The organism is Mycobacteroides sp. PCS013 (genome assembly GCF_049532645.1).
In the GTDB taxonomy this organism is placed as follows: domain Bacteria; phylum Actinomycetota; class Actinomycetes; order Mycobacteriales; family Mycobacteriaceae; genus Mycobacterium; species Mycobacterium gwanakae.
This window is the reverse complement of record NZ_CP150131.1, coordinates 4,414,872-4,433,414: the sequence shown is the minus strand read 5'-3', so window position 1 is coordinate 4,433,414 and position 18,543 is coordinate 4,414,872. Positions and strand designations below refer to the sequence as shown.

General features: G+C 64.6%; 17 protein-coding genes. 4 read left to right on the top strand and 13 right to left on the bottom strand.

The genetic code is table 11. The features are described from left to right. Positions 1-142 precede the first annotated feature (142 nt). From zomB to glf, 5 genes are read right to left on the bottom strand one after another with little or no spacing between them, the layout of a single operon-like run. Positions 143-2,164: a flagellar motor control protein ZomB gene (gene zomB / locus RHO23_RS22055; RefSeq protein WP_109491665.1), complete on the bottom strand. Its 2,022-nt coding sequence runs from the start codon at positions 2,162-2,164 to the stop codon at positions 143-145. Then, on the bottom strand, positions 2,142-3,056 hold the full coding sequence (locus tag RHO23_RS22050; protein WP_070918757.1) for a decaprenyl-phosphate phosphoribosyltransferase: 915 nt from the start codon (positions 3,054-3,056) through the stop codon (positions 2,142-2,144). The genes zomB and RHO23_RS22050 overlap by 23 nt, the downstream gene beginning before the upstream one ends. After that, on the bottom strand, positions 3,053-3,616 hold the full coding sequence (locus RHO23_RS22045; protein ID WP_030096114.1) for a phosphatase PAP2 family protein: 564 nt from the start codon (positions 3,614-3,616) through the stop codon (positions 3,053-3,055). The genes RHO23_RS22050 and RHO23_RS22045 overlap by 4 nt, the downstream gene beginning before the upstream one ends. After that, complete coding sequence (locus tag RHO23_RS22040) at positions 3,613-5,550, bottom strand: glycosyltransferase (protein ID WP_057967302.1); 1,938 nt, start codon at positions 5,548-5,550, stop codon at positions 3,613-3,615. Before RHO23_RS22040 ends, RHO23_RS22045 begins: the two co-directional genes overlap by 4 nt. After that, on the bottom strand, positions 5,550-6,749 hold the full coding sequence (glf, locus tag RHO23_RS22035; RefSeq protein WP_423488357.1) for a UDP-galactopyranose mutase: 1,200 nt from the start codon (positions 6,747-6,749) through the stop codon (positions 5,550-5,552). Before glf ends, RHO23_RS22040 begins: the two co-directional genes overlap by 1 nt. Positions 6,750-7,023: 274 nt before the next feature. On the opposite strand from glf, the gene RHO23_RS22030 reads away from it, so the two are divergent. Then, complete coding sequence (locus RHO23_RS22030) at positions 7,024-7,851, top strand: hypothetical protein (protein WP_064407543.1); 828 nt, start codon at positions 7,024-7,026, stop codon at positions 7,849-7,851. A 199-nt stretch (positions 7,852-8,050) separates the two neighbouring features. After that, entirely contained in the window at positions 8,051-9,790 is a 1,740-nt protein-coding gene (locus RHO23_RS22025; RefSeq protein ID WP_423488356.1) for an N-acetylmuramoyl-L-alanine amidase, read from the top strand. A gap of 22 nt (positions 9,791-9,812) precedes the next feature. Here the strand turns inward: RHO23_RS22025 and RHO23_RS22020 are convergent, their stop codons facing one another. From RHO23_RS22020 to mgtE, 5 genes are read right to left on the bottom strand one after another with little or no spacing between them, the layout of a single operon-like run. Continuing rightward, positions 9,813-10,631 carry a Cof-type HAD-IIB family hydrolase gene (locus tag RHO23_RS22020; protein WP_423488355.1) on the bottom strand — a complete coding sequence of 273 codons (819 nt, stop codon included), beginning with the start codon at positions 10,629-10,631 and terminating at the stop codon, positions 9,813-9,815. Then, entirely contained in the window at positions 10,628-11,392 is a 765-nt protein-coding gene (locus tag RHO23_RS22015; RefSeq protein ID WP_064407542.1) for a lysophospholipid acyltransferase family protein, read from the bottom strand. Before RHO23_RS22015 ends, RHO23_RS22020 begins: the two co-directional genes overlap by 4 nt. After that, the gene (locus RHO23_RS22010; protein WP_030096121.1) at positions 11,393-12,190 is read right to left on the bottom strand and encodes a lysophospholipid acyltransferase family protein; all 798 of its coding nucleotides are present in this window, start codon (positions 12,188-12,190) and stop codon (positions 11,393-11,395) included. Between the two features lie 48 nt (positions 12,191-12,238). After that, positions 12,239-13,012 (bottom strand): SDR family NAD(P)-dependent oxidoreductase, encoded by a 774-nt coding sequence (locus tag RHO23_RS22005; RefSeq protein ID WP_423488354.1) that lies wholly within the window; start codon positions 13,010-13,012, stop codon positions 12,239-12,241. Between the two features lie 48 nt (positions 13,013-13,060). After that, positions 13,061-14,449, bottom strand: a complete 1,389-nt coding sequence (gene mgtE / locus RHO23_RS22000) for a magnesium transporter (protein WP_227465402.1) — start codon at positions 14,447-14,449, stop codon at positions 13,061-13,063. 385 nt (positions 14,450-14,834) lie between these two features. On the opposite strand from mgtE, the gene RHO23_RS21995 reads away from it, so the two are divergent. Further along, positions 14,835-15,398, top strand: a complete 564-nt coding sequence (locus RHO23_RS21995) for a CHAP domain-containing protein (protein WP_423488353.1) — start codon at positions 14,835-14,837, stop codon at positions 15,396-15,398. Here the strand turns inward: RHO23_RS21995 and RHO23_RS21990 are convergent, their stop codons facing one another. From RHO23_RS21990 to RHO23_RS21980, 3 genes are read right to left on the bottom strand one after another with little or no spacing between them, the layout of a single operon-like run. Further along, positions 15,399-16,292, bottom strand: a complete 894-nt coding sequence (locus RHO23_RS21990) for a LysR substrate-binding domain-containing protein (protein WP_423488352.1) — start codon at positions 16,290-16,292, stop codon at positions 15,399-15,401. Between the two features lie 12 nt (positions 16,293-16,304). Next, positions 16,305-16,718 (bottom strand): tautomerase family protein, encoded by a 414-nt coding sequence (locus tag RHO23_RS21985; RefSeq protein ID WP_070917052.1) that lies wholly within the window; start codon positions 16,716-16,718, stop codon positions 16,305-16,307. Then, on the bottom strand, positions 16,709-17,689 hold the full coding sequence (locus RHO23_RS21980) for an NAD(P)H-dependent flavin oxidoreductase (protein WP_423488351.1): 981 nt from the start codon (positions 17,687-17,689) through the stop codon (positions 16,709-16,711). Before RHO23_RS21980 ends, RHO23_RS21985 begins: the two co-directional genes overlap by 10 nt. 130 nt (positions 17,690-17,819) lie before the next feature. Here RHO23_RS21980 and RHO23_RS21975 point away from each other — a divergent pair, with 130 nt between their 5' ends. Next, positions 17,820-18,533 carry an AAA family ATPase gene (locus RHO23_RS21975; RefSeq protein ID WP_423488350.1) on the top strand — a complete coding sequence of 238 codons (714 nt, stop codon included), beginning with the start codon at positions 17,820-17,822 and terminating at the stop codon, positions 18,531-18,533. Positions 18,534-18,543: the final 10 nt, after the last annotated feature.

The following is an 18,543-nucleotide window of genomic DNA, read 5'->3' as shown; positions in this document are numbered from 1 at the left end:
CGCAACATTGCGTCTGAAGTGTCTGACACGGTCGTCTTCGTATCGCGACGACGGGGCCGCGGCGTTACCTAATTGGGATCTCGATTCGGACACAGAAGCCCGCATGCACGATCACGTCGAGGACCCGGACGGGAACGCTCCTCTAGGGACCGGTCGCCGGAAGCCCAGTGTACGGGGGGGTATCCAGCTTCGGCATCGGCAGACCGCATCGGGCCAGCTCAAGACGCGGCACACGGTCGAACCGGTAGGTGGTGAACTCGGCGGCGTGCAGCAAGTTCGACACGAAAAGCCGAGGTGAGAGGGGCCGGCGTATCGAACCCAACATCGCTTCGGTCCGCGGACACTTGAGCGCCTCCACGGCCTCGGCGACCCAGTCCTGGCTGAGATACCGCGGGATATACGGGTAACGCTTGAGCCAGGGTCCGTCGGCAATCATCCACTCCGGGAACAGATCCTTGTCGTGGCCGATGCGTCCATCCGTGATGCGCGTGGTGTGCGCGGCCAGCGGATTGGCCAACCCAATCTGGTCCACGATTCGTACATCCAGGCCCAGGTTCATGCCGAGCATGCCCAAGTTGGTGAACAGAACCGCGTGCGGCCCGCGGTAATCGTGCGGGATCGGGGGTGGCGGCGGGATGGCCGGCACCACATCCCACTGGTCGTAGTTCCCCGAGGGCAATAGGAGCGCCCCATCCGGGGTGTTGTCGATCGCCACCAACACCGCGCGCATGCGCGGGTAGTTCAGGTAGTCCGCGGCGGTCAGCGGATGCGCGACGCCGGTCGCCTGCGCGTAGAAGCGCCGTTCGTCGACGATGCCGCTGTAGGTGACCTTGGTGCCGTCACCCCCCATTCCCGGCGAGTTAGCCACCCACAATGCCCATCCGGCGATACCCGCGAAAAGCCCGATGGTGGCCCCGGTGAGCAGACGAGCCTGCTTGGGCGTAAAGGCCGCACTGTCCGGCGCTGCCAGCGGAACCACCGCGATGGGCAGCAGCATGCAGAACACCGGGGTCAACAGCACACGCGCGTGCATGAAATCCCCACCCTGGCGTATCCAGTACAGGCCCTGGATGAATCCGCTGGCGAGCATGAAAATAACTACGGCGGTGGGGTTTTGGACAAGCCGCGCCAGCCACCCGTAACCCGGGGCGGCCACCTGGCGCACCCACCATTGACCACGGCGGGCCTGGTAGGCGGCCACACCGAGGGCGATGAGCAGCACCGCCGGCACCCATATGAGATACGGGGAGTTCATGTTTTGCAGGTAGACGAAGCCCTGCCCCCATTTGGAGCCCGACGCGTCCTTCGCGATCGCCGTACTCGGCACCAACAGGCCGTAGTAGCCCATCCGGAAAATCTGGTACAGCACGGGCAGCGCTCCGCCGGCCGCCACGATGTACACCCGGCTGGTGAACCCGCGGGCGGCGATCAGCATCATCACCAGGAAGCCACCCCCGACGAGAGCCAGCTCCGGACGGATCAGCACGCTCAGCCCGGCCATGAAGGCCAGCCCTATCGTGAATCGTCTACTGAGAACGTCTTTCTGGTCTTTTCGGTCGGCATGCACGATCCGTGGATCCACCGGCTGATGTGGGCCGCCGCGCCGATCAAGGGTCACGGGCGCGCGCACGGCCTGCGCCCAGATCACCATCATGAGCCACAGTCCGCCCAAATATGCCAGTACCAAACCGTTTTCCAGGCCGGAGGTGGCGAAATCACGGGCCGGCGGAATCGCGATGTACACCAGCATTCCGGCGGGCACCATTACCGCGGCGCGTCCGGCAAGCAGCGGCGCGTAGAGCCGGGCGGTACCCAGAATCGCCAGCGCGACGCCGACCAGGCTGAGCACCAGCGACAGGGCCAACGCCACGTACTCGAGGCGAATACCTCCGCCGGCCCAGCCGCCCAGATACGTCAGGTAGGTCCACACCGTGGAGGTGTTGGCCTCTACCCGTTCTCCCTTGTTGAAGACGGGGCCGTTGCCCGCCAGCAGATTTCGCACAGTACGCAGCACGATGAGACCGTCATCCGCGATCCAGCGCCGCTGCCAGGCCCCCCAGCCGAACAACACGGTCACGGTGAGGACGCTGACCCACACTGTGAAGCGGGTCAGGCCATTCGTGCCCGGGCCGGGTTGGGTGTTAGGAGAAGTAGAAGGCCGCACCGAGCGATCCGATCCATGCGACGAACAGGAATTGCAATACCCTGTCCCCCAGAGCGATCTCCTCGGGCTCGCCCGCCTCGCCCCCGTCGACATCGACCGCGTAACGCAGGATGGCGATGGTGAACGGGATCATCGATGCCACAAACCAGGATCCGGCGCGGTGGTCACGTTCGAAGGCCCACAGCCCGTAGCAGACCACGATCGCGGTCGCCGACAGCGTCCAAACGAACCGCAGGTAACTGGATGTGTATCCCTCGAGCGACTTACGGATCTTGGCACCGGTCTTTTCGACAATCTGCAATTCGGCATAACGCTTACCCGCGGTCATCATGAGCGACCCGAAGGCCATGATCAGCAGGAACCACTGCGACAGATACACACCGGCGGCCACACCACCGGCGATCGCCCGAATGAGATACGCCGATGAGACGATGCAGATGTCAATGACCGGCTGATGTTTGAGGCCAAAGCAGTAGGCCAGCTGGATGGCGATATAGATCGCTATCACGATGACCAGGTTCAGGCTGACCCGAGAGGCGATGCCCAATGACCCGGCAACCAGCACGACCGCAAGCCCATACGCGGCGGGTATCGGCAAGACCCCTGCGGCGATCGGCCGGAACCGCTTGGTGGGGTGCTGCCGGTCGGCCTCGACATCGCGGGCGTCGTTGATCAGGTAGATCGACGACGCCGCCATGCTGAAGGCAACAAAGGCGATAGCGACCCGGATGAAAATGCCCCGGTAGTCGTGCGGCGAAATGTCGCCGAGCGCCGCCAAAGGCGCCGCGAAAACCAGGACATTCTTCACCCATTGACGGGGCCGCAATGCCTTGATGACCCCCGAGACGAGATTCTTGGGCGGGCCTGCGGTGGGTGCCGGCTCCTCGCTCATACCTGTTCCTCCTTGAGCGCCAGGCGCGAGTCCGCCCGGCGAACGGCCGTGCCGATCAGCGCGCCCAAGGCAGCGCCGGCGGCCACATCTGTGGGGTAGTGCACGCCAAGAACCAACCGTGACAACGCCATCGGCGGAATCAGCAGCGCGGGCAAGGGCAATCCGGTCAGCGGCGCCAACAGCACCGCGGCGGCCGCGGTCGAGGTCGCGTGCGAGGAGGGGAAGCTCAACCGGCTCGGGGTACCGACGTTCACCCGCACCGCCTCATGGCTGGGACGACGCCGGCGCACCACACGTTTGATGATCACCGACGCGGCGTGGGCCCCAAAGGCGCCCGCACCCGCGGCCAACCAGCTGCGCCTACGGGCCTTGTCTCGCCTGTTGATCGCGGCGCCGATCAGCGCCGCAGCCACCCAGCCGATGCTGTGCTCACCGAAATGGGACAGACCGCGGGCGGTGCTGAGCACCCCGGGCCGACCAGCGAGGGCCGACTGCACGGCGACAAGAACCGCGGTCTCCCCCTGGGGCGCGGTCACCTCGCCCGGCAGCAGACCGGTCATGCACTCACCCCGGGATTCACGGACTGGGCCGCCGAATTGTCCTTACCAATGCCCAGGATGTTCTCCCACTGCTCTTTACTGGTCAGCGTCGGCAGCGCGTTGCGGTAGGTCTTGCGCATCTTGTTGAAATTACGCATCAGCTGCAGGTGGCGACGCGCCGACGCGCGCAGCAGCTCGAACATCTTGGCCCGATCGCGCTGGCGATACACCACACCACGCCCGTCGGCGGTGGTGACGGTGACGCCGTCGACACGGCACAGCAGGAACCAACGGGCATCCTGGGTCGCCACGTTCAGCTCCGGGCGCACGTGATGCTCGGGGTTTTCCTTCTTCAGCTGATGAATCACGCCGCGGGAGAGCCGTAATCCGATGGCGGGCAAGGAAACCGGCGGCTTGTGCACCTTGCGGCGCCCGGAAGGCGAGGGCAGCGAGGTGGCTGTCGGGAGTACGACGGCGTCCGGGAACTGCTGACGCATCTTGCGCACGTCGGGCAGCGCCGACTCGAGGATCGACGCGATGTGCTCGGGACCTGCCAGGAAGTCGTCGATGGCCCGGTTCTGGATGGCCACGGTCGAATACTCCAGGCACAGCAGGTGTTTGAAGGTGGCCTTCAGCGAGCTGGCAAGCAGACCGCGGATCGGGTTGTCCCAATGCAGAGCCGCGACCACCAGCCGGTTACGCAGGTGGAAGTAGGCCTGCCAGTCGATGGCGTCGTCCTTGTCGCTCCAGGCCATATGCCAGATCGCCGTGCCCGGCATCGATGCGGTGCCGTAGCCGTGCTCGTTGGCGCGGATCCCATACTCGGCGTCGTCCCACTTGATAAACAGCGGCAACGGCTGGCCGAGTTCCTCGGCGACCACGCGGGGAATCATGCACATCCACCAGCCGTTGTAGTCGACATCGATGCGCCGGTGCAGGTCCGGCGAATCCGCCAGCGGCTCCTCGGCGAAGTCGTGGTCGTACTCGGCGAATGGCGCGCTGGTCCACATGAAGTTGTCACGGTTGACCATCTCACCCATCACGTGCAGGTGCGAGGGCTCCTGCAAGTTGAGCATCTGACCACCGACGAGCATGGGGGACTTGGCAAAACGGCTCAGCGCCAGCGCCCGCAGGATCGAATCCGGTTCGATCCGGATGTCGTCGTCCATGTAGAGGATCTGTTCGCAGTCGGTGTTCTTGAGCGCCTCGTACATGACCCGGCTGTAGCCGCCCGAACCGCCGAGGTTCGGCTGGTCGTACACCCGCAGGCGCTCCCCGAGCGGCCCCGCCGCGGCCGCCCACTCGGGATGATCCTTGGCCTTGTTGGTGCCCTGGTCGGGGACGATGACGGCGGTGATTACCTTGTCCACCTGAGGATCCGAAGCGAGCGCCTTGAGAGCGTTCACGCAGTCTCCGGGGCGGTTGAAGGTGGGGATGCCGACGGTGATGCTGGCCCGGCCGGGTGCTGCGGTCGGGGCGTACCAGCCCGCGTTGTGCACCGCCACCTCGGTGTCGGTGGTGACATCGAACCAGATCCAGCCACCGTCTTCGAACGCATCCAGGCCGATCTCGAATTCGATCACCGCATTGGCACCGCTGAACTGAGTGCCGCCCACCGTGATTCGCGCACCGGTGGCCTTGGTCCGGTACACGTCGACGCGGCCGGCACCGGACAGCTCGATGTGCAGCACGACGTTCTCCAGCGTCGACCAGCGCCGCCAGTAGCTTGCCGGGAACGCGTTGAAATAGGTGGCGAACGAGACCTCAGACTCCGCGCCGATCTCCAGCGTGGTGCGGGTGGGTGCGTGTGCACGCCGGTCGTTTGTCTCGGACTCGACGATGTAGAGCTTGCGCACGTCGAGTGGCTCGCCCGGCCGGGGCAGGATCACTCGGGACAGCAGGCTCACCGCATGCGATTCCGTCGAATCGATGGGACCGAATGGTATGTCACTCATTATTCGTCACCTCCGGACAGGGGAGCACCGTCGGCCAGATGCGGCGCAAGCACGTTGTCGTACATGCTCAGCGCACTGGCGATCGCCATGTGCATATCGAGATATTGATAGGTACCCAGCCGTCCGCCGAACAGCACCTTCGAAGAAGCTGTCTCCTGCTTGGCGCGGGCGCGGTAGGCGGCCAGGGTGGCCCGATCGGATTCGGTGTTGATCGGGTAGTACGGCTCGTCATTCCCCTCGGCGAACCGCGAGAATTCCCTCATGATGACGGTCTTATCCGTCGGGTAGGCCCGTTCCGGATGGAAGTGGCGGAACTCATGGATTCGGGTATACGGCACGTCAGCGTCGTTGTAGTTCATCACCGGAGTGCCCTGGAAGTCTCCGGTATCGAGCACCTCGACCTCGAAATCAAGTGTGCGCCAGCCCAATCGGCCATCGGCATAGTCGAAGTAGCGATCCAGCGGGCCGGTGTACACGACCGGGGCCGACGGGTTCGCGGCGCGAAGGTCGTCGCGCACCTGGAACCAGTCGGTGTCCAAGCGCACCTCGATGCGGTCGTCAGCGGCCATGTTCTGCAGCCAGGCGGTGTACCCGTCGACCGGCAGGCCTTCGTAGGTGTCGTTGAAGTACCGGTTGTCGAAGGTGTAGCGCACCGGCAGGCGGGTGATGTTGCCCGCAGGCAGCTCCTTGGGGTCGGTCTGCCATTGCTTGGCGGTGTACGCCTTCACGAACGCCTCGTACAGCGGGCGCCCGATGAGTGATATCGCCTTTTCCTCGAGGTTGGTGGCGTCTTCGGTGGCGATTTCGGCGGCCTGCTCGGCAATCAGCGCCCGCGCCTCGTCGGGGGTGAAGTAGCGGCCGAAGAACTGCGACACCAGCCCCAGGCCCATCGGGAACTGATAGGACTGCCCGTTGTGCATCGCGAAGACGCGATGCTGGTACCCGGTGAACTCGGTGAACTGCCGCACGTAGTCCCAGACCCTCTTATTAGAGGTATGGAACAGGTGCGCACCGTACTTATGCACCTCTATACCCGTCTCAGGTTCGGGCTCGGAGTACGCGTTACCGCCGATGTGATGACGGCGCTCGACGACGAGGACCCGCTTGTTCAGTTGGGTCGCGGCGCGCTCAGCGATGGTGAGGCCGAAAAACCCGGATCCGACAACGATCAGGTCGAACTGCTGGTTTTCTCCGGTCACGTGCAGTCAGGGTACTGGACCGGTACCGCGAGCCCCTGACAGCGACATCCGCCCCGTGAAGAACGGCTGTACCCGGGTTCGCAGGTACGGATCCGGTCGCAATTGGCTCACGATTTGGTTTCGTCCCATTAGTCACACCAGTAACTCTGGTTACCATCGAAAGCGTCGGTTCCGGTGCCGATCCACCGATCCGACACCCGCGGGAAAACCCGTGACAGAACACGCAAAACCGCAGAACACCATAAGTGATCGACCCGATATTGAGGAGACTTCCGTGCCTAATCGTCGCCGCCGCCGGCTTTCGACAGCCTTGAGCTCGGTCGCCGCGCTGGCCGTCGCAAGTCCGTTTGCCATTGCCCTCGCGACCAACATGACCCAGGCCGCCGCGCCCGCACCCTCACAGCAGGAATTCGTGCAGGCCGCGATCGTGTCCGACCTCCCCGGTGAGGTCATGGGCGCTGTTCAACAGATGACGTCCCAGTTCGGCGTGCAGATCCCCGGGCTGTCCGGTCTCAACATCCCCGGCCTGGGTGGCGGAGGGCTCGGCAGCCTTGGCGGCGCCAACCCCGCGCTGACCTCGCCCGGTGGGCTCACCACTCCGGGCGGGCTCACCAGCCCCTCGTCGTCGCTGACCAACCCGGCACTGACCAACCCCGGTCTCACCAGCCCCGGACTCACCAGCCCGGGCGCTACCACCACCCCGAGTCTCACCGACCCGGCGCTGACCAACCCCGGACTGACCAACCCGGCAGCTCCGGCCAGCACCCCGGCACTCACCGGCACCGGCCCGACGGGCGTGAACCCGGCGCTCACCGATCCGGCCGCATCGACCGCGGGCCTGACCTCCCCCGGTGGTGAGGTCCCGATCACGCCGAACCCGGCACTGGGCACCGGCCTGACCAACCCGGCGCTCGCCGATCCCTCACTGGCGGGCCTCGGTACCCCCAGCGCACTCGGGGGCGGCAGCGGGCTCGGTGGGGGCAGCAGCCTGATCAGCGACGCGATGGGCGCCGTGAACCAGCTGGGCATCACCCAGGCGGTTGACCTCATCAAGGGTGCCATCCCGGCAGCCGCCTCCGCGGCAGCTCCGCCGGCCGGATAGGTCACACACAAACTAGGTAGCGAAACGGCACCGCAGGGCACAGAGGCTCTGCGGTGTCGTTGCGTCTGGCCAACTGGCTAAATATCAAGATCGACATTCGGCGCGTGTCGAATCACTAGTCACATTTGTCCCATACGTAACATCCCTGGTGGTCGTGTCGCTCCATGCGGCACGTCCGGTGTGATCCAGGAGAGACGACGTGCCAGTACGAGTCAGCAAGATGCCCATGCGACGGCAGCTTGCGCTGGCTCTTGCCGCGACTGCGACGGTGATGACCGTCAGCGTCGTCGATCACCTCAAAACCGAGCAGGCCGAAGAGACTGCCATCACCTCGCAGTCACTGCAGAATTCCGCGACTCACGAGGTCCTGACCGCGGAGGTCGGGCTACCCGGTCTGAATACACCGGCCACCGTGCACGACATCCAGCAGGCCGAATCCTTCAGCCTGGTTGCCGTCCGCGGCGAGGACCTTGCCTCCGTCAACGTTTCCGTGCGGGCGCAACAGACTGATGGCGGTTGGGGGCAGTGGTACGAGCTCCACCCCGTCGAGTCCGGCGACCCCGTGGCCCAGGACAAGGCAATCCCCGCGGCGACAGAGCCGGTATTCGTCGGCTCAACCCATTCCGCTCAGATCGCCGTGCAACCCCGCTACGGCGCGAACGTGAAGGCGCCGAAGACCGGCGGCGGCGACCCCGGCCTGGGGTACCGGCCGGCGAGCATCGAGCAGCCGCTGACCACCGGACTCGACGCCATCTTGATCAGCCCCAAGCTGGCACCACCCGATGGCGCGCGGTTCGAAGAGCGCTGGTCGGCGCCGATAGCGCTGCCCCAGGCGGGCCCGCGCATCATCACCCGTGCCCAATGGGGAGCCAATGAGTCGGACCGGTGCCCACCGGTTTACAACAGGGACGTGCGCGCGGGAGTGGTCCACCACACCGCCGGAAGCAACAACTACTCGCCCTACGACTCCGCTGCCATCATCCGGGCCATCTACGCCTATCACACCAAAACCCTCAAATGGTGCGACATCGCCTACAACGTGCTGGTGGACAAGTACGGGCAGATCTTCGAGGGCCGTTTCGGCGGCATCACGAACAACGTGCAGGGCGCACACACCGGAGGATTCAACGAGCACAGCTGGGGGCTGGCGCTGATCGGCGACTTCACTCGCGAGGAGCCCTCTCCCGCGATGCTGCAATCCACCGGCCGCATGCTGGGCTGGCGACTGCGGCTCGCCGGCGTTGATCCGCGCGGCCAGGTGGACCTGGCGTCGGAGGGTGGACCATTCACCACCGTGCCCGGAGGAAAAGTCGTCACGCTGCCAACGATTTTCACGCACCGCGACGTCGGCAACACCGAATGCCCGGGTGAGGCCGCGTACCGCTTGATACCCCGCCTGCGCGATATCGCCGCAGGCGCCGCCAACGGCGAGCCACCTGATCTGGTCGACGCGATGCGTGGCGGCGCCATCTACGACACCTGGATGCGGTTGGGCAGCACCGACAGTTCCCTTGGTGCACCGACATCCACTGAGCAGCAGGCTGCCGGTGATGCCCGCTTCGCGACCTTCCGCAACGGCGCCATGTACTTCTCTCCCGGCACCGGCACCCATCCCGTTGTCGGGGCGATCTACCACGCCTGGGCCGAAACAGATTTTGAGCGAGGATCGTTGGGGCTCCCAGTGACCGATGAAGTGGGCGAACCGAACATCATCGTGCAGAACTTCCAGAACGGCTCTCTGATCTACGACCGGGCCAGCGGCCGGGTGTCAAGCGTGATCAACGGAGAGACCCGCGAGATCCTCGGCGTGGCACCGGTGGCACAAAGTGCCCTGGCCGAACAGTTCTCAGCACCTGCCGCACCGGCAGCGCCACCGCCACCCGCACCGGCTCCGCCTCCCCCGCCGCCCCCGGTAGAGCAGTTCGCGCCCGCCGCCTAGCGCCGGGCGCACCTAAAAGACCTCAGCCCCACCAGCGTTCGAGAACCTTGGCCACCCCGTCGTCGTCGTTGGTGGCAGTGATCTCATCGGCGGCGGCCCGCGCATCCGGGTGCGCGTTACCCATCGCCACTCCGTGCCCGGCCCAGCGCAACATGGCTACGTCATTGGGCATATCGCCAAAGGCGATCACCGATTCGGGCCGTACCCCAACCTGATCCGCCAACACCGCGATTCCGCTGGCCTTGCTGATCCCGGTGGGCATCACCTCGATAAGCCCGTTGTCTGTGGAATAGGTGATGGCCGCACCTGCCTCGGTCACCAGGGGCGCGAGGACCTCGGCCATGTCTGCGCTACGGGCTCCGGCCTTGCGCACCAACAGCTTTACCGCGGGAAAGCTCAGCAAGTCGTCCAGCGACACCTCGGTGTTATCGGGATTCAGCCAGGCGTGCTCGTATCCGGGTGAGCTGACGAATTGCGGTGTCGCGGCGTCGTGTGCGCTGCGGCCGACCCGCTCCACCGCCAGGCCCACTCCGGGAATGGCTGCTTGGGCGACCTCGGCCAGCACGGCGAGCTCCGCCGGAGCGAGCGTCGCCGCTGAGAGGATCCGGTCACTGTCCGCGTCGTACAAAACGGAGCCGTTGGCGCACACCGAGATCGGCGCAAAGCCGAGGGCGTCGACGATGGGGGTGATCCAACGGGGCGGACGGCCGGTAGCCAGGACGAATGTGCTGCCCGATTCGACCGCAGCAGTGATGACCGCCCGGGTACGCGGCGACAGCAGCTCGTCGGAATCGATCAGCGTCCCGTCCACGTCGGACGCGATGAGGGTGGGAGGAGTCACGTGCGGTTCGGGCCTGTCTTCTTCTGGGCCCGCTTACGGGCGCGTTCTGCCAATTCCGCCGCGTCGAGCGCGGCGGCTTCCTCCAGTGTGGGGGCGCTGCCGCCCAAGCGCCTGGGCAGCCAGTAGGCACCGGGCTCTTCCGGGTAATCCTGTTGCGCCTGCGTCAGTACCTGCTCCATGGCGTCGTGCAGCTCGGCGGTGGTGCGCTCGAAATCCGGGGATGCGTCCAGCGGCGGGCCGACCGCCACGTTGACGGGGATTTTGCTGTGGCCCAGGTTTTTTGGATGATCCTTGGTCCAGATGCGTTGAGCTCCCCAGACGATGAGTGGAACGATCGGCACACCGGCCTCATGCGCCATTCGGGCCGCTCCGCTCTTGAACTCCTTGAGCTCGAAGCTGCGGCTGATGGTGGCCTCCGGATACACCCCGACGATCTCGCCACTGCGCAGGCTGTCCACCGCCGCCTCGTAGGCCCCGTGGCCCGCGCTGCGGTCAACGGGAATCGCCTTGGCATGTTTGATCAGGAAGTTCATGATGGGCACCTCCTGCATCTCCGCCTTGAGCATGAACCGCAGCCGCCGCCCGGCGCGGACCGTCGCCAAACCCGCGGGAAGAAAGTCGACGTAACTGGTGTGGTTGATCGCGATCACCGCACCTCCGCCAGAGGGGACCTGCTCCAGACCTCGATATCTGATCGTGGTCCCCGTGAGGAGGACCGCCGTATTAGCCGTGATTTCGAGGAGTCGGTAGACCGGTTCCATCTAGCCGTCTTTCTGTGCCCCATCCTGCTGGGCCTGCTTTTCCGCCTCGCGGGCGGCACGCTGCGCCTTGCGCTCGGCAGCGTCCTGGGCGTCCCACTGCGCGGCCTCGGCCAGCGTCGGCGCGGACCCACCCAGCCGATGCGGCACCCAGTATTCGCCGGCGGGATGCTGACCGTAATCGTCCTGCACTTCCAGCAGCAGGTGCTGCATGCGTGCGTGCAGCAGCGCGGTGAGCTCTGCAACCGGCAATGTCGGCGGGATCGGTGCGCCCACCGCAATCGAGATCGGCGTATTGGTGCGACCGAGGTTCTTCGGATGCCCCTTCGTCCAGATGCGCTGTGCGCCCCAGATGACGTGCGGCACGATCGGCACGCCGGCCTCGATGGCCATGCGTGCCGCCCCCGATTTGAATTCCTTGATCTCGAAGCTGCGGCTGATGGTGGCTTCCGGGTAGACCCCGACCAGCTCACCTGCCTTGAGCTTGTCGACCGCCTCGGCATAGGACGCGGCACCGTCTACGCGGTCCACGGAGATATGCCGGCACCCCCGCATGATGGGGCCGGTGATCTTGTTGTCGAAGGTTTCTTTCTTCGCCATGAAGCGCACCTTGCGTCCCTTTTTCTGAAGGAACGCCGGTAGCCCGGCGAAGGTGAAATCCATGTACCCGGTGTGGTTGATCGCCACCACCGCCCCGCCTTCGGTCGGCAGGTTCTCGACACCCGTGACGGTGAATTTCAGGCCTTGAACGGCCCAGACGGTGCGGGCAAGCCCGATCACCGTTCCATAGACAGGCTCCACGTGACGAGCCTAGCGCTGGTGGCCCGCTCAGTGCACTCGGATACCCGCCTAACGCTGAACCCCGCCACCGCCGTCAGCCACGATCACCTGACCCGTGATGAACGAACCCGCGTCCGACAACAGCAACAGCGCCGGGCCGATCATCTCGTCGGTGTGTGCCACACGTCCCATGAAGGATTGCGCGGCCATGGCATCGATGACCTCCTGCGGGTTCTGCTGCAGCATGTAGGTGTCGACTGTGCCGGGCGCCAGCGCGTTCACCCGGATACCCCGGCCGGTGTATTCGACGGCCATCGACCGGGTGAAGGACATGAGAGTGGCCTTCATCGCCGCGTACATCGACAGCATCGGCACGTACTGGAACGCCGCCACCGACACCACGTTGAGCACCGACGCATGCTCACTGGCGGTCAGATGCGGCAACGCCGCTTGCACCAGAAACACCGGACCACGCACATTGACGTCGAAGGACTTACCCAGCGCCTCCGGTGTGTAGCTGCCCATGGACTGCGCGACCGGGTTCGCGGCGGCGTTCACCACGATGTCGACGCCACCATACTCGTCAACCGTGCTCGCGACCAGCCTGTCGATATCGCCCAGGTCCCCCATGTGGGCGGGCACGCCAAGTGCGCGATACCCCTTGTCCTGTAGCTCCTTTGCCGCGGCGGTACAGGCATCGGCCTTCCGGCTCGACACCACGACCGATGCCCCACAGGCGCCGAGAGCCTCGGCAATCGCGTACCCGATTCCACGAGTGCCGCCGGTGACGATGGCGGTACGTCCCGACAAGTCGTAGAGCGCTTGGAAGTCATTGAGGTTCACGTCCGGCACGCTACCCGCCGACCGATGCCGCGCAGGCTGGAAACCTCCCTACAAGCCTGCGAGCTGCGGAAGGGTCGCGTGGGCGATGAGGAAGTAAATGATCAGGCCGGTCCCGTCAACGAGGGTGGTGATCATCGGGGCGGATACCACCGCGGGATCGACCTTCAGCTTCTGGAGCAGGGGCGGCAGCAGGGATGCCACCAGAGCCGTCCATAGAACGATGGCAAAGAGCGTCAAAGAGACGGTAATCGCGATCTCCTTGCCGACACCAAGGGTCCAGGCCCGCATGATGCCTGCGCCAGCCATCGTCAACGCAACAAGGACGCCCGTCGACAATTCGTTGAACAAAACGCGGGGCAGATCGCGGATGTGAAACTGGCCGGTGGCCATGGCGCGTATCAGACTGGTGGTGATCTGAGTTCCGGTGTTTCCGCCGGTACCGATCAGCAGCGGAATAAAGAAGGCCAACGACACCGCCGCCTCGAGCTCGTCCTCGAATGCCTTGAGCACGGTGCCGGTGTATGCCTCGGCGACGAACAACACCAGAAGCCACACAATGCGTTTGCGCCATAGATGTGCCGGCGAAGCCCGCACGTAGGGCACGTCAAGAGGCTCCGAACCACCTTGCCGTTCCGCGTCTTCGGTGGCCTCTTCGATCAGGATGTCGTCGGCAGCTTCGGCGGTCAACACCCCGAGCACCTCACCCTGATCATCGACGATCGGCAACGCCAACAGGTCGTAATCGATCAGAATTCGAGCAGCGTGCTCCGCGTCGGTAAGCGGCCCCACCCGAATCGGGTCCTCACTCATGAATTGTGCGACAGTCTGATTCGGATCGGCCAGTACGAGATCATCGAAGCCGACTGCCGCTAGCAGGTGCCGATCAGCGTCGGTGACATAGATCTGGCCCGTACCACCATGAACTTTGCCGCCCCCGCAGCGGCTTTGCGCCCGCACGGATTCTTGGGCCGCGGGCACCTTCAACTCGGGACCGATGGTGAACACATCCGGAATCATGTGCGCCGCTACCGATTCCGGCGGCCACTGCAACACCGCGTCGAGTGCCTCCACGTACTCCGGGCTCAGGGTCTGCAAGAGGGTCTCTCGGCGGACACCCCCCAACTGCCGCACGATGTCGGCAGCCGTGTCGTAGTCAAGGGCTTCAAAGAACCGGCCGCACCGTTCTACACCTGCAGCACGCACAACCTGAGCCGCGGCGTGGGCGTCAAGGGATCCCAGCAGTTCGGGGCCGGTCTGTTCGTCCAGCAGTGAAACCAGATGCACGATTTGCTCTTTAGACATCTGGGCAACCATGCGGCTGCGCTCCGCAGTACCGGCTAAACGAAGCCATTCCGACACCGCACGCGCGGAATTGAGCGCGCTGGCGCGAACCGGCAGCACCCCCAACACTCCGAGATCCATATTCGACTTCGACATCACGATCCTCTCTACGCCCACAGGCCCTGCGGCATCCTGACGCGCAGGATGCTGCCAGCCACCACGGATTAACGGGGCCTCGATTAGCCGGGATTCACACCCGGTATGCCCGTACCGTTTAACGAATCCACGATCCAAAGTGGCCCGGGCGCAGACATATTGACACAGAGAACGAAACCTGGCCATCCAACCGATGCTGTGCGGTGAACCGCCACACCCCCGGGTCCCTGATCACCCCGAGCACCGCAACGCCGCAGGGCGCTGACGACCAGCAGTGATGGGCGTTGCGTGCGTTTTCGCACATTCCTCGGGGCCGCCAACCGGTCCCCATGGAACTCCGAGGACCGAAAGCGGCGTTGCGACAAACTTCCGTAATCTGGATCGCATGCGTCTGACGACCCGCCGTGCGCTGCTCCTGGTAGCCCTGGCCGCAACCCTTGTCGTGGCGGCCGGTGCTGCCCTCGGCTTCTACCGTTCCCGCACCGCAACGCCGTCGTTTCCCATCGTCGACACCACTGCGCTGTCCCCGGGGCGCGCCGCCGTCGTACAGATCCTCGGGCAGGAATACGCCGAGCAAGCGGGCATGGTGAAGTACTCAGAGGGCAACGACGAGCCCTGGTGCGCCGACTTCACCAGCTGGGTGATGCGCGCGTCCGGCAAGCCGTTCGCCAACCCGAACTCCGGGCATTGGCGCATCCCGGGGGTATTGACGCTGACCGCCTACCTCAAGGAGCAGGGGCGCTACGAGACCCCCGATTACTCACCGAAGCCGGGCGACATGGTGTTGTACGACGAGCCCAGTCCGAAGGGCCAGCATGTCAACATCGTGCTGATCAATGACAACGGCACCCTGACAACCGTCGGTGGTGGCGAGGGCCGCGGAGTCGGCTTGTCGACCTACGTGGCGGCCAACGATTCGGGTATCACCGGCTACGGACGCTACGAGTAATCACCGGCCGACCGATCGCAGCACCGCGGGTGAACCAGCGCGCTGCACATGGCGCAGGAACTGCGACATCGCTGGTGAGACAACCGAGTCCGCTCGCCGGATGAACAGCGTCTCGACTCGCGCCTGCAGTGGCGGGAGCTGATGCACCCGCAGCGCTGCTGCACGCTGCGAGGCCATGACTACCGCGACCGGAAGCAGCGTCACACCCATATCGGCCGCGACACATCCGAGAATTCCCTCCAGACTTCCGAATTCAAGAACCTGCGGATCCACGTTGCCGTGATCGGCGAAGATCTCCTGCAACCTCTCGCGGTAGGCGCACCCGTTGCGGAAGACAAGCATGCGCGCCGGGGTATCGAAGACATCACGGATGTCGCCGTGGTGTTGAGCGGTGACCAGTACCAGCTCCTCCACGAAGGCCACATTCGCCGAGAGAGCATCGTGTTCGACGGGTCCACAGACGAAGCCGCCATCGAGCCGGTGATCGTTCACCATATCGATCAGCTCGGCCGTGGTGCCCGTGATGAGTGTGAAGTCCACTCGGGGACAGTCGACGGCATACGTGGCCAGGATGCCAGGAAGTCGCAGTCCTGCTGTGGTTTCCATGGCGCCGATGGCCAGTGTTCCGGTGGGTTCAGCCTCGTCGCCAACCACCTGGGTCGCCTCACGCAGCAGCGCCGTAATCCGCTCGGCGTAGGGCAGAAAGGCTTCCCCTGCGTTGGTCAGGGTCATGCCCCGGGCATGTCGTCGGAACAGCTCGACGCCGAGCTCATCCTCCAGCGCTTTGATGTGGCTGCTGACGTTGGACTGCACGGTATGAAGCTGTTTGGAGGCCCGAGAGATGCCCCCGGCCTCGGCGACCGCCAGGAAGTGCGCGATGTCACTGAGCTCCATATCAGGATTCCATCATGCGCTCGCTGCGGCGGGGACAGCCAGCTCACCGGTAACGTACTGCGCGTTACCGAAACCGAAAGACCAATCCTGCGGCCCATTTTCACTGATCGTCACGAAAAGATCCGCGCCCGCCACATCGACGGCAGCCAGCCTGTCGGCCAGCTCGGAGAAGATCCGCTGCTTGGTCTCCACGCTACGGCCGGTCTGCGTGAAGATATGCACGATCACCACACGGGACGATCGCGCGAAGCCCAGTCCCGCATCCTCTGCGATGATGTCTGCGGCCTCATGAGCCGTGATGATCTGAAATCGGTCTCGTACAGGGATTTTCAATACTTCGACCAGAGCGTCATGCACGGCGTCGGCGATGGCCCGTTGCTGATCGCGTGGCCGGTCAGAGGTTAAGTCGATACGCACTAGTGGCATGTGCTGACTCCTTGATATGCCGGGTTGATGGCGGCGGCTTGAGCCACCATGGAATGGATGATGTCTGCGGCACTCGCGATATGCCGTATCTGCCCGATGCCCTCGCCAACGATGAGATTGGCCACGCGGTAATCCTCGGCGGCCACACCGATCTGGTATTCGGATCGAGCTTGCTCGAGATGTTCAGCGAGATCCACCTCATGGCCGTGCCATCTGTCGACAAAGCTGTTGCGCAGCACCCTGCCGCTGTAGGTAGACGGCCAATCCTTGCCACGCACAATGTCATAGACGTGCTGGCGGATGGTGCTGTCGCCGTCGACCTGAAGGGCGTATTGCTGGGCAACCCGGGAGATCGCCGCTTCCTGTGATGCCCAGAACCGGGTCCCGACCACCACACCGTCCGCGCCCAGCGCCAGCGCTGCAGCCAGGGTGCGGCCATCGGTCACTCCGCCCGCGGCCAGCACGAGGGCCTGAGGCGCGTTCTTAGCGACAAGGTCCACGATCTCTGGAACCAAGGTGAACGTCGATCGTTGTCCGGCCCCATGGCCACCCGCTTCTGCGCCCTGCGCGGTGATGACGTCGGCGCCCACCTCGATGGCCCGGGAAGCCTGCTCGACGTTGTGGACCTGGCAGATCAGTGGCACACCGGCGGCCCGGATACGCGCCGCATAGGGTGCGGGATCTCCGAACGACAGAAAGATCGCCGCGGGATTCCGTTCCAACACGAAGTCAAGGACATGCTCGTTACCGTTCAGGGTCCAGGTGATGAAACCGCACCCGACGGCAGCGCCGGGCTGGTCGAACTGCCGGCGAACCCACACCTCGTTGGTATAACCGCCGCCAAGCAGGCCGAGGCCACCCGCCGTGCTGACCGCACCGGCGAGGCGCGCGTCGGCGACATCATCCATCGGCGCCAGGACCACCGGATGCTCGATGCCGAAATGCCGGGTCAGCCGAGTCTTCAATGTCATGCCTCAACCGTAGGTTCGCGAGAAACCGCAGGTCCAGCGGTTTCTAACGATAGGAGCGTTCTGTTTTTCAGAACGAAATCCACATTACATACCGCGATAGGAGAATGATGGGTGTCGATACCATCAAGACGTGATCCTGCGCCAGATCGCGATCGATCGTGAAAAGCAGCCCGACGCTTGGTATTTGGAGATCCCCGCGATCGCACAGATCGCTCGAGAACCCCTGCGATTGACCACCGGTGTCACCGTCATCGTGGGCGAGAACGGCTCGGGCAAGTCCACGTTCCTCGAGGCGGTGGCTTCCTCGTGGCGCTCACGGCTGCCCTATGCCGTCAACCACTGGGGCGCGCCCGGCGGACGCGAAGACACCGACCTGTACTGGGCCATCACCTTCGATGCCGAGCACCCGCGTCCCGGCGGAGGGTGCTTCCTGCGGGCCGAGGCAATGCACCAGCTATTCACGACGGTCGACCAGCGCACCCCGGAACAGATCTTCGAGGGCAGGCTCAACGAACGCTCACATGGCGAGTCGTTTCTGGCGTTCCTCGCCGAGCGAGACATGGAGCGCGGACTGTTCATCCTCGACGAACCCGAGGCCGCGCTGTCCTTCACCTCATCCCTGCAACTGATGGCGATGCTGGACGCCGTAGTCGCCGCCGGATCTCAGGTCATCATGGCCACCCACTCCCCCGTACTCGCGGCCTTCCCGGGCGCCACCATTCTGGAATTCGGCGAAGACGGTGTGCAGCAAAGCGATTGGAACGACCTGGAGATGGTGGGGCACTGGCAGCGCTTCCTCACCGACCCACGCGCGTATCTACGACACTTGTTCCAGGCCGAATGATGGAGCGCGA

Coding starts and splice junctions, on each gene's coding strand:
- RHO23_RS22015 (WP_064407542.1), bottom strand. CDS start 11,392: ATGGAACCGGTCTACCGACTCCTCGAAATCACGGCTAATACGGCGGTC.
- RHO23_RS21980 (WP_423488351.1), bottom strand. CDS start 17,689: ATGACATTGAAGACTCGGCTGACCCGGCATTTCGGCATCGAGCATCCG.
- RHO23_RS22050 (WP_070918757.1), bottom strand. CDS start 3,056: ATGAGCGAGGAGCCGGCACCCACCGCAGGCCCGCCCAAGAATCTCGTC.
- RHO23_RS22040 (WP_057967302.1), bottom strand. CDS start 5,550: ATGAGTGACATACCATTCGGTCCCATCGATTCGACGGAATCGCATGCG.
- mgtE (WP_227465402.1), bottom strand. CDS start 14,449: ATGTCGAAGTCGAATATGGATCTCGGAGTGTTGGGGGTGCTGCCGGTT.
- RHO23_RS21990 (WP_423488352.1), bottom strand. CDS start 16,292: ATGGAGCTCAGTGACATCGCGCACTTCCTGGCGGTCGCCGAGGCCGGG.
- RHO23_RS22045 (WP_030096114.1), bottom strand. CDS start 3,616: ATGACCGGTCTGCTGCCGGGCGAGGTGACCGCGCCCCAGGGGGAGACC.
- RHO23_RS21985 (WP_070917052.1), bottom strand. CDS start 16,718: ATGCCACTAGTGCGTATCGACTTAACCTCTGACCGGCCACGCGATCAG.
- RHO23_RS21995 (WP_423488353.1), top strand. CDS start 14,835: ATGCGTCTGACGACCCGCCGTGCGCTGCTCCTGGTAGCCCTGGCCGCA.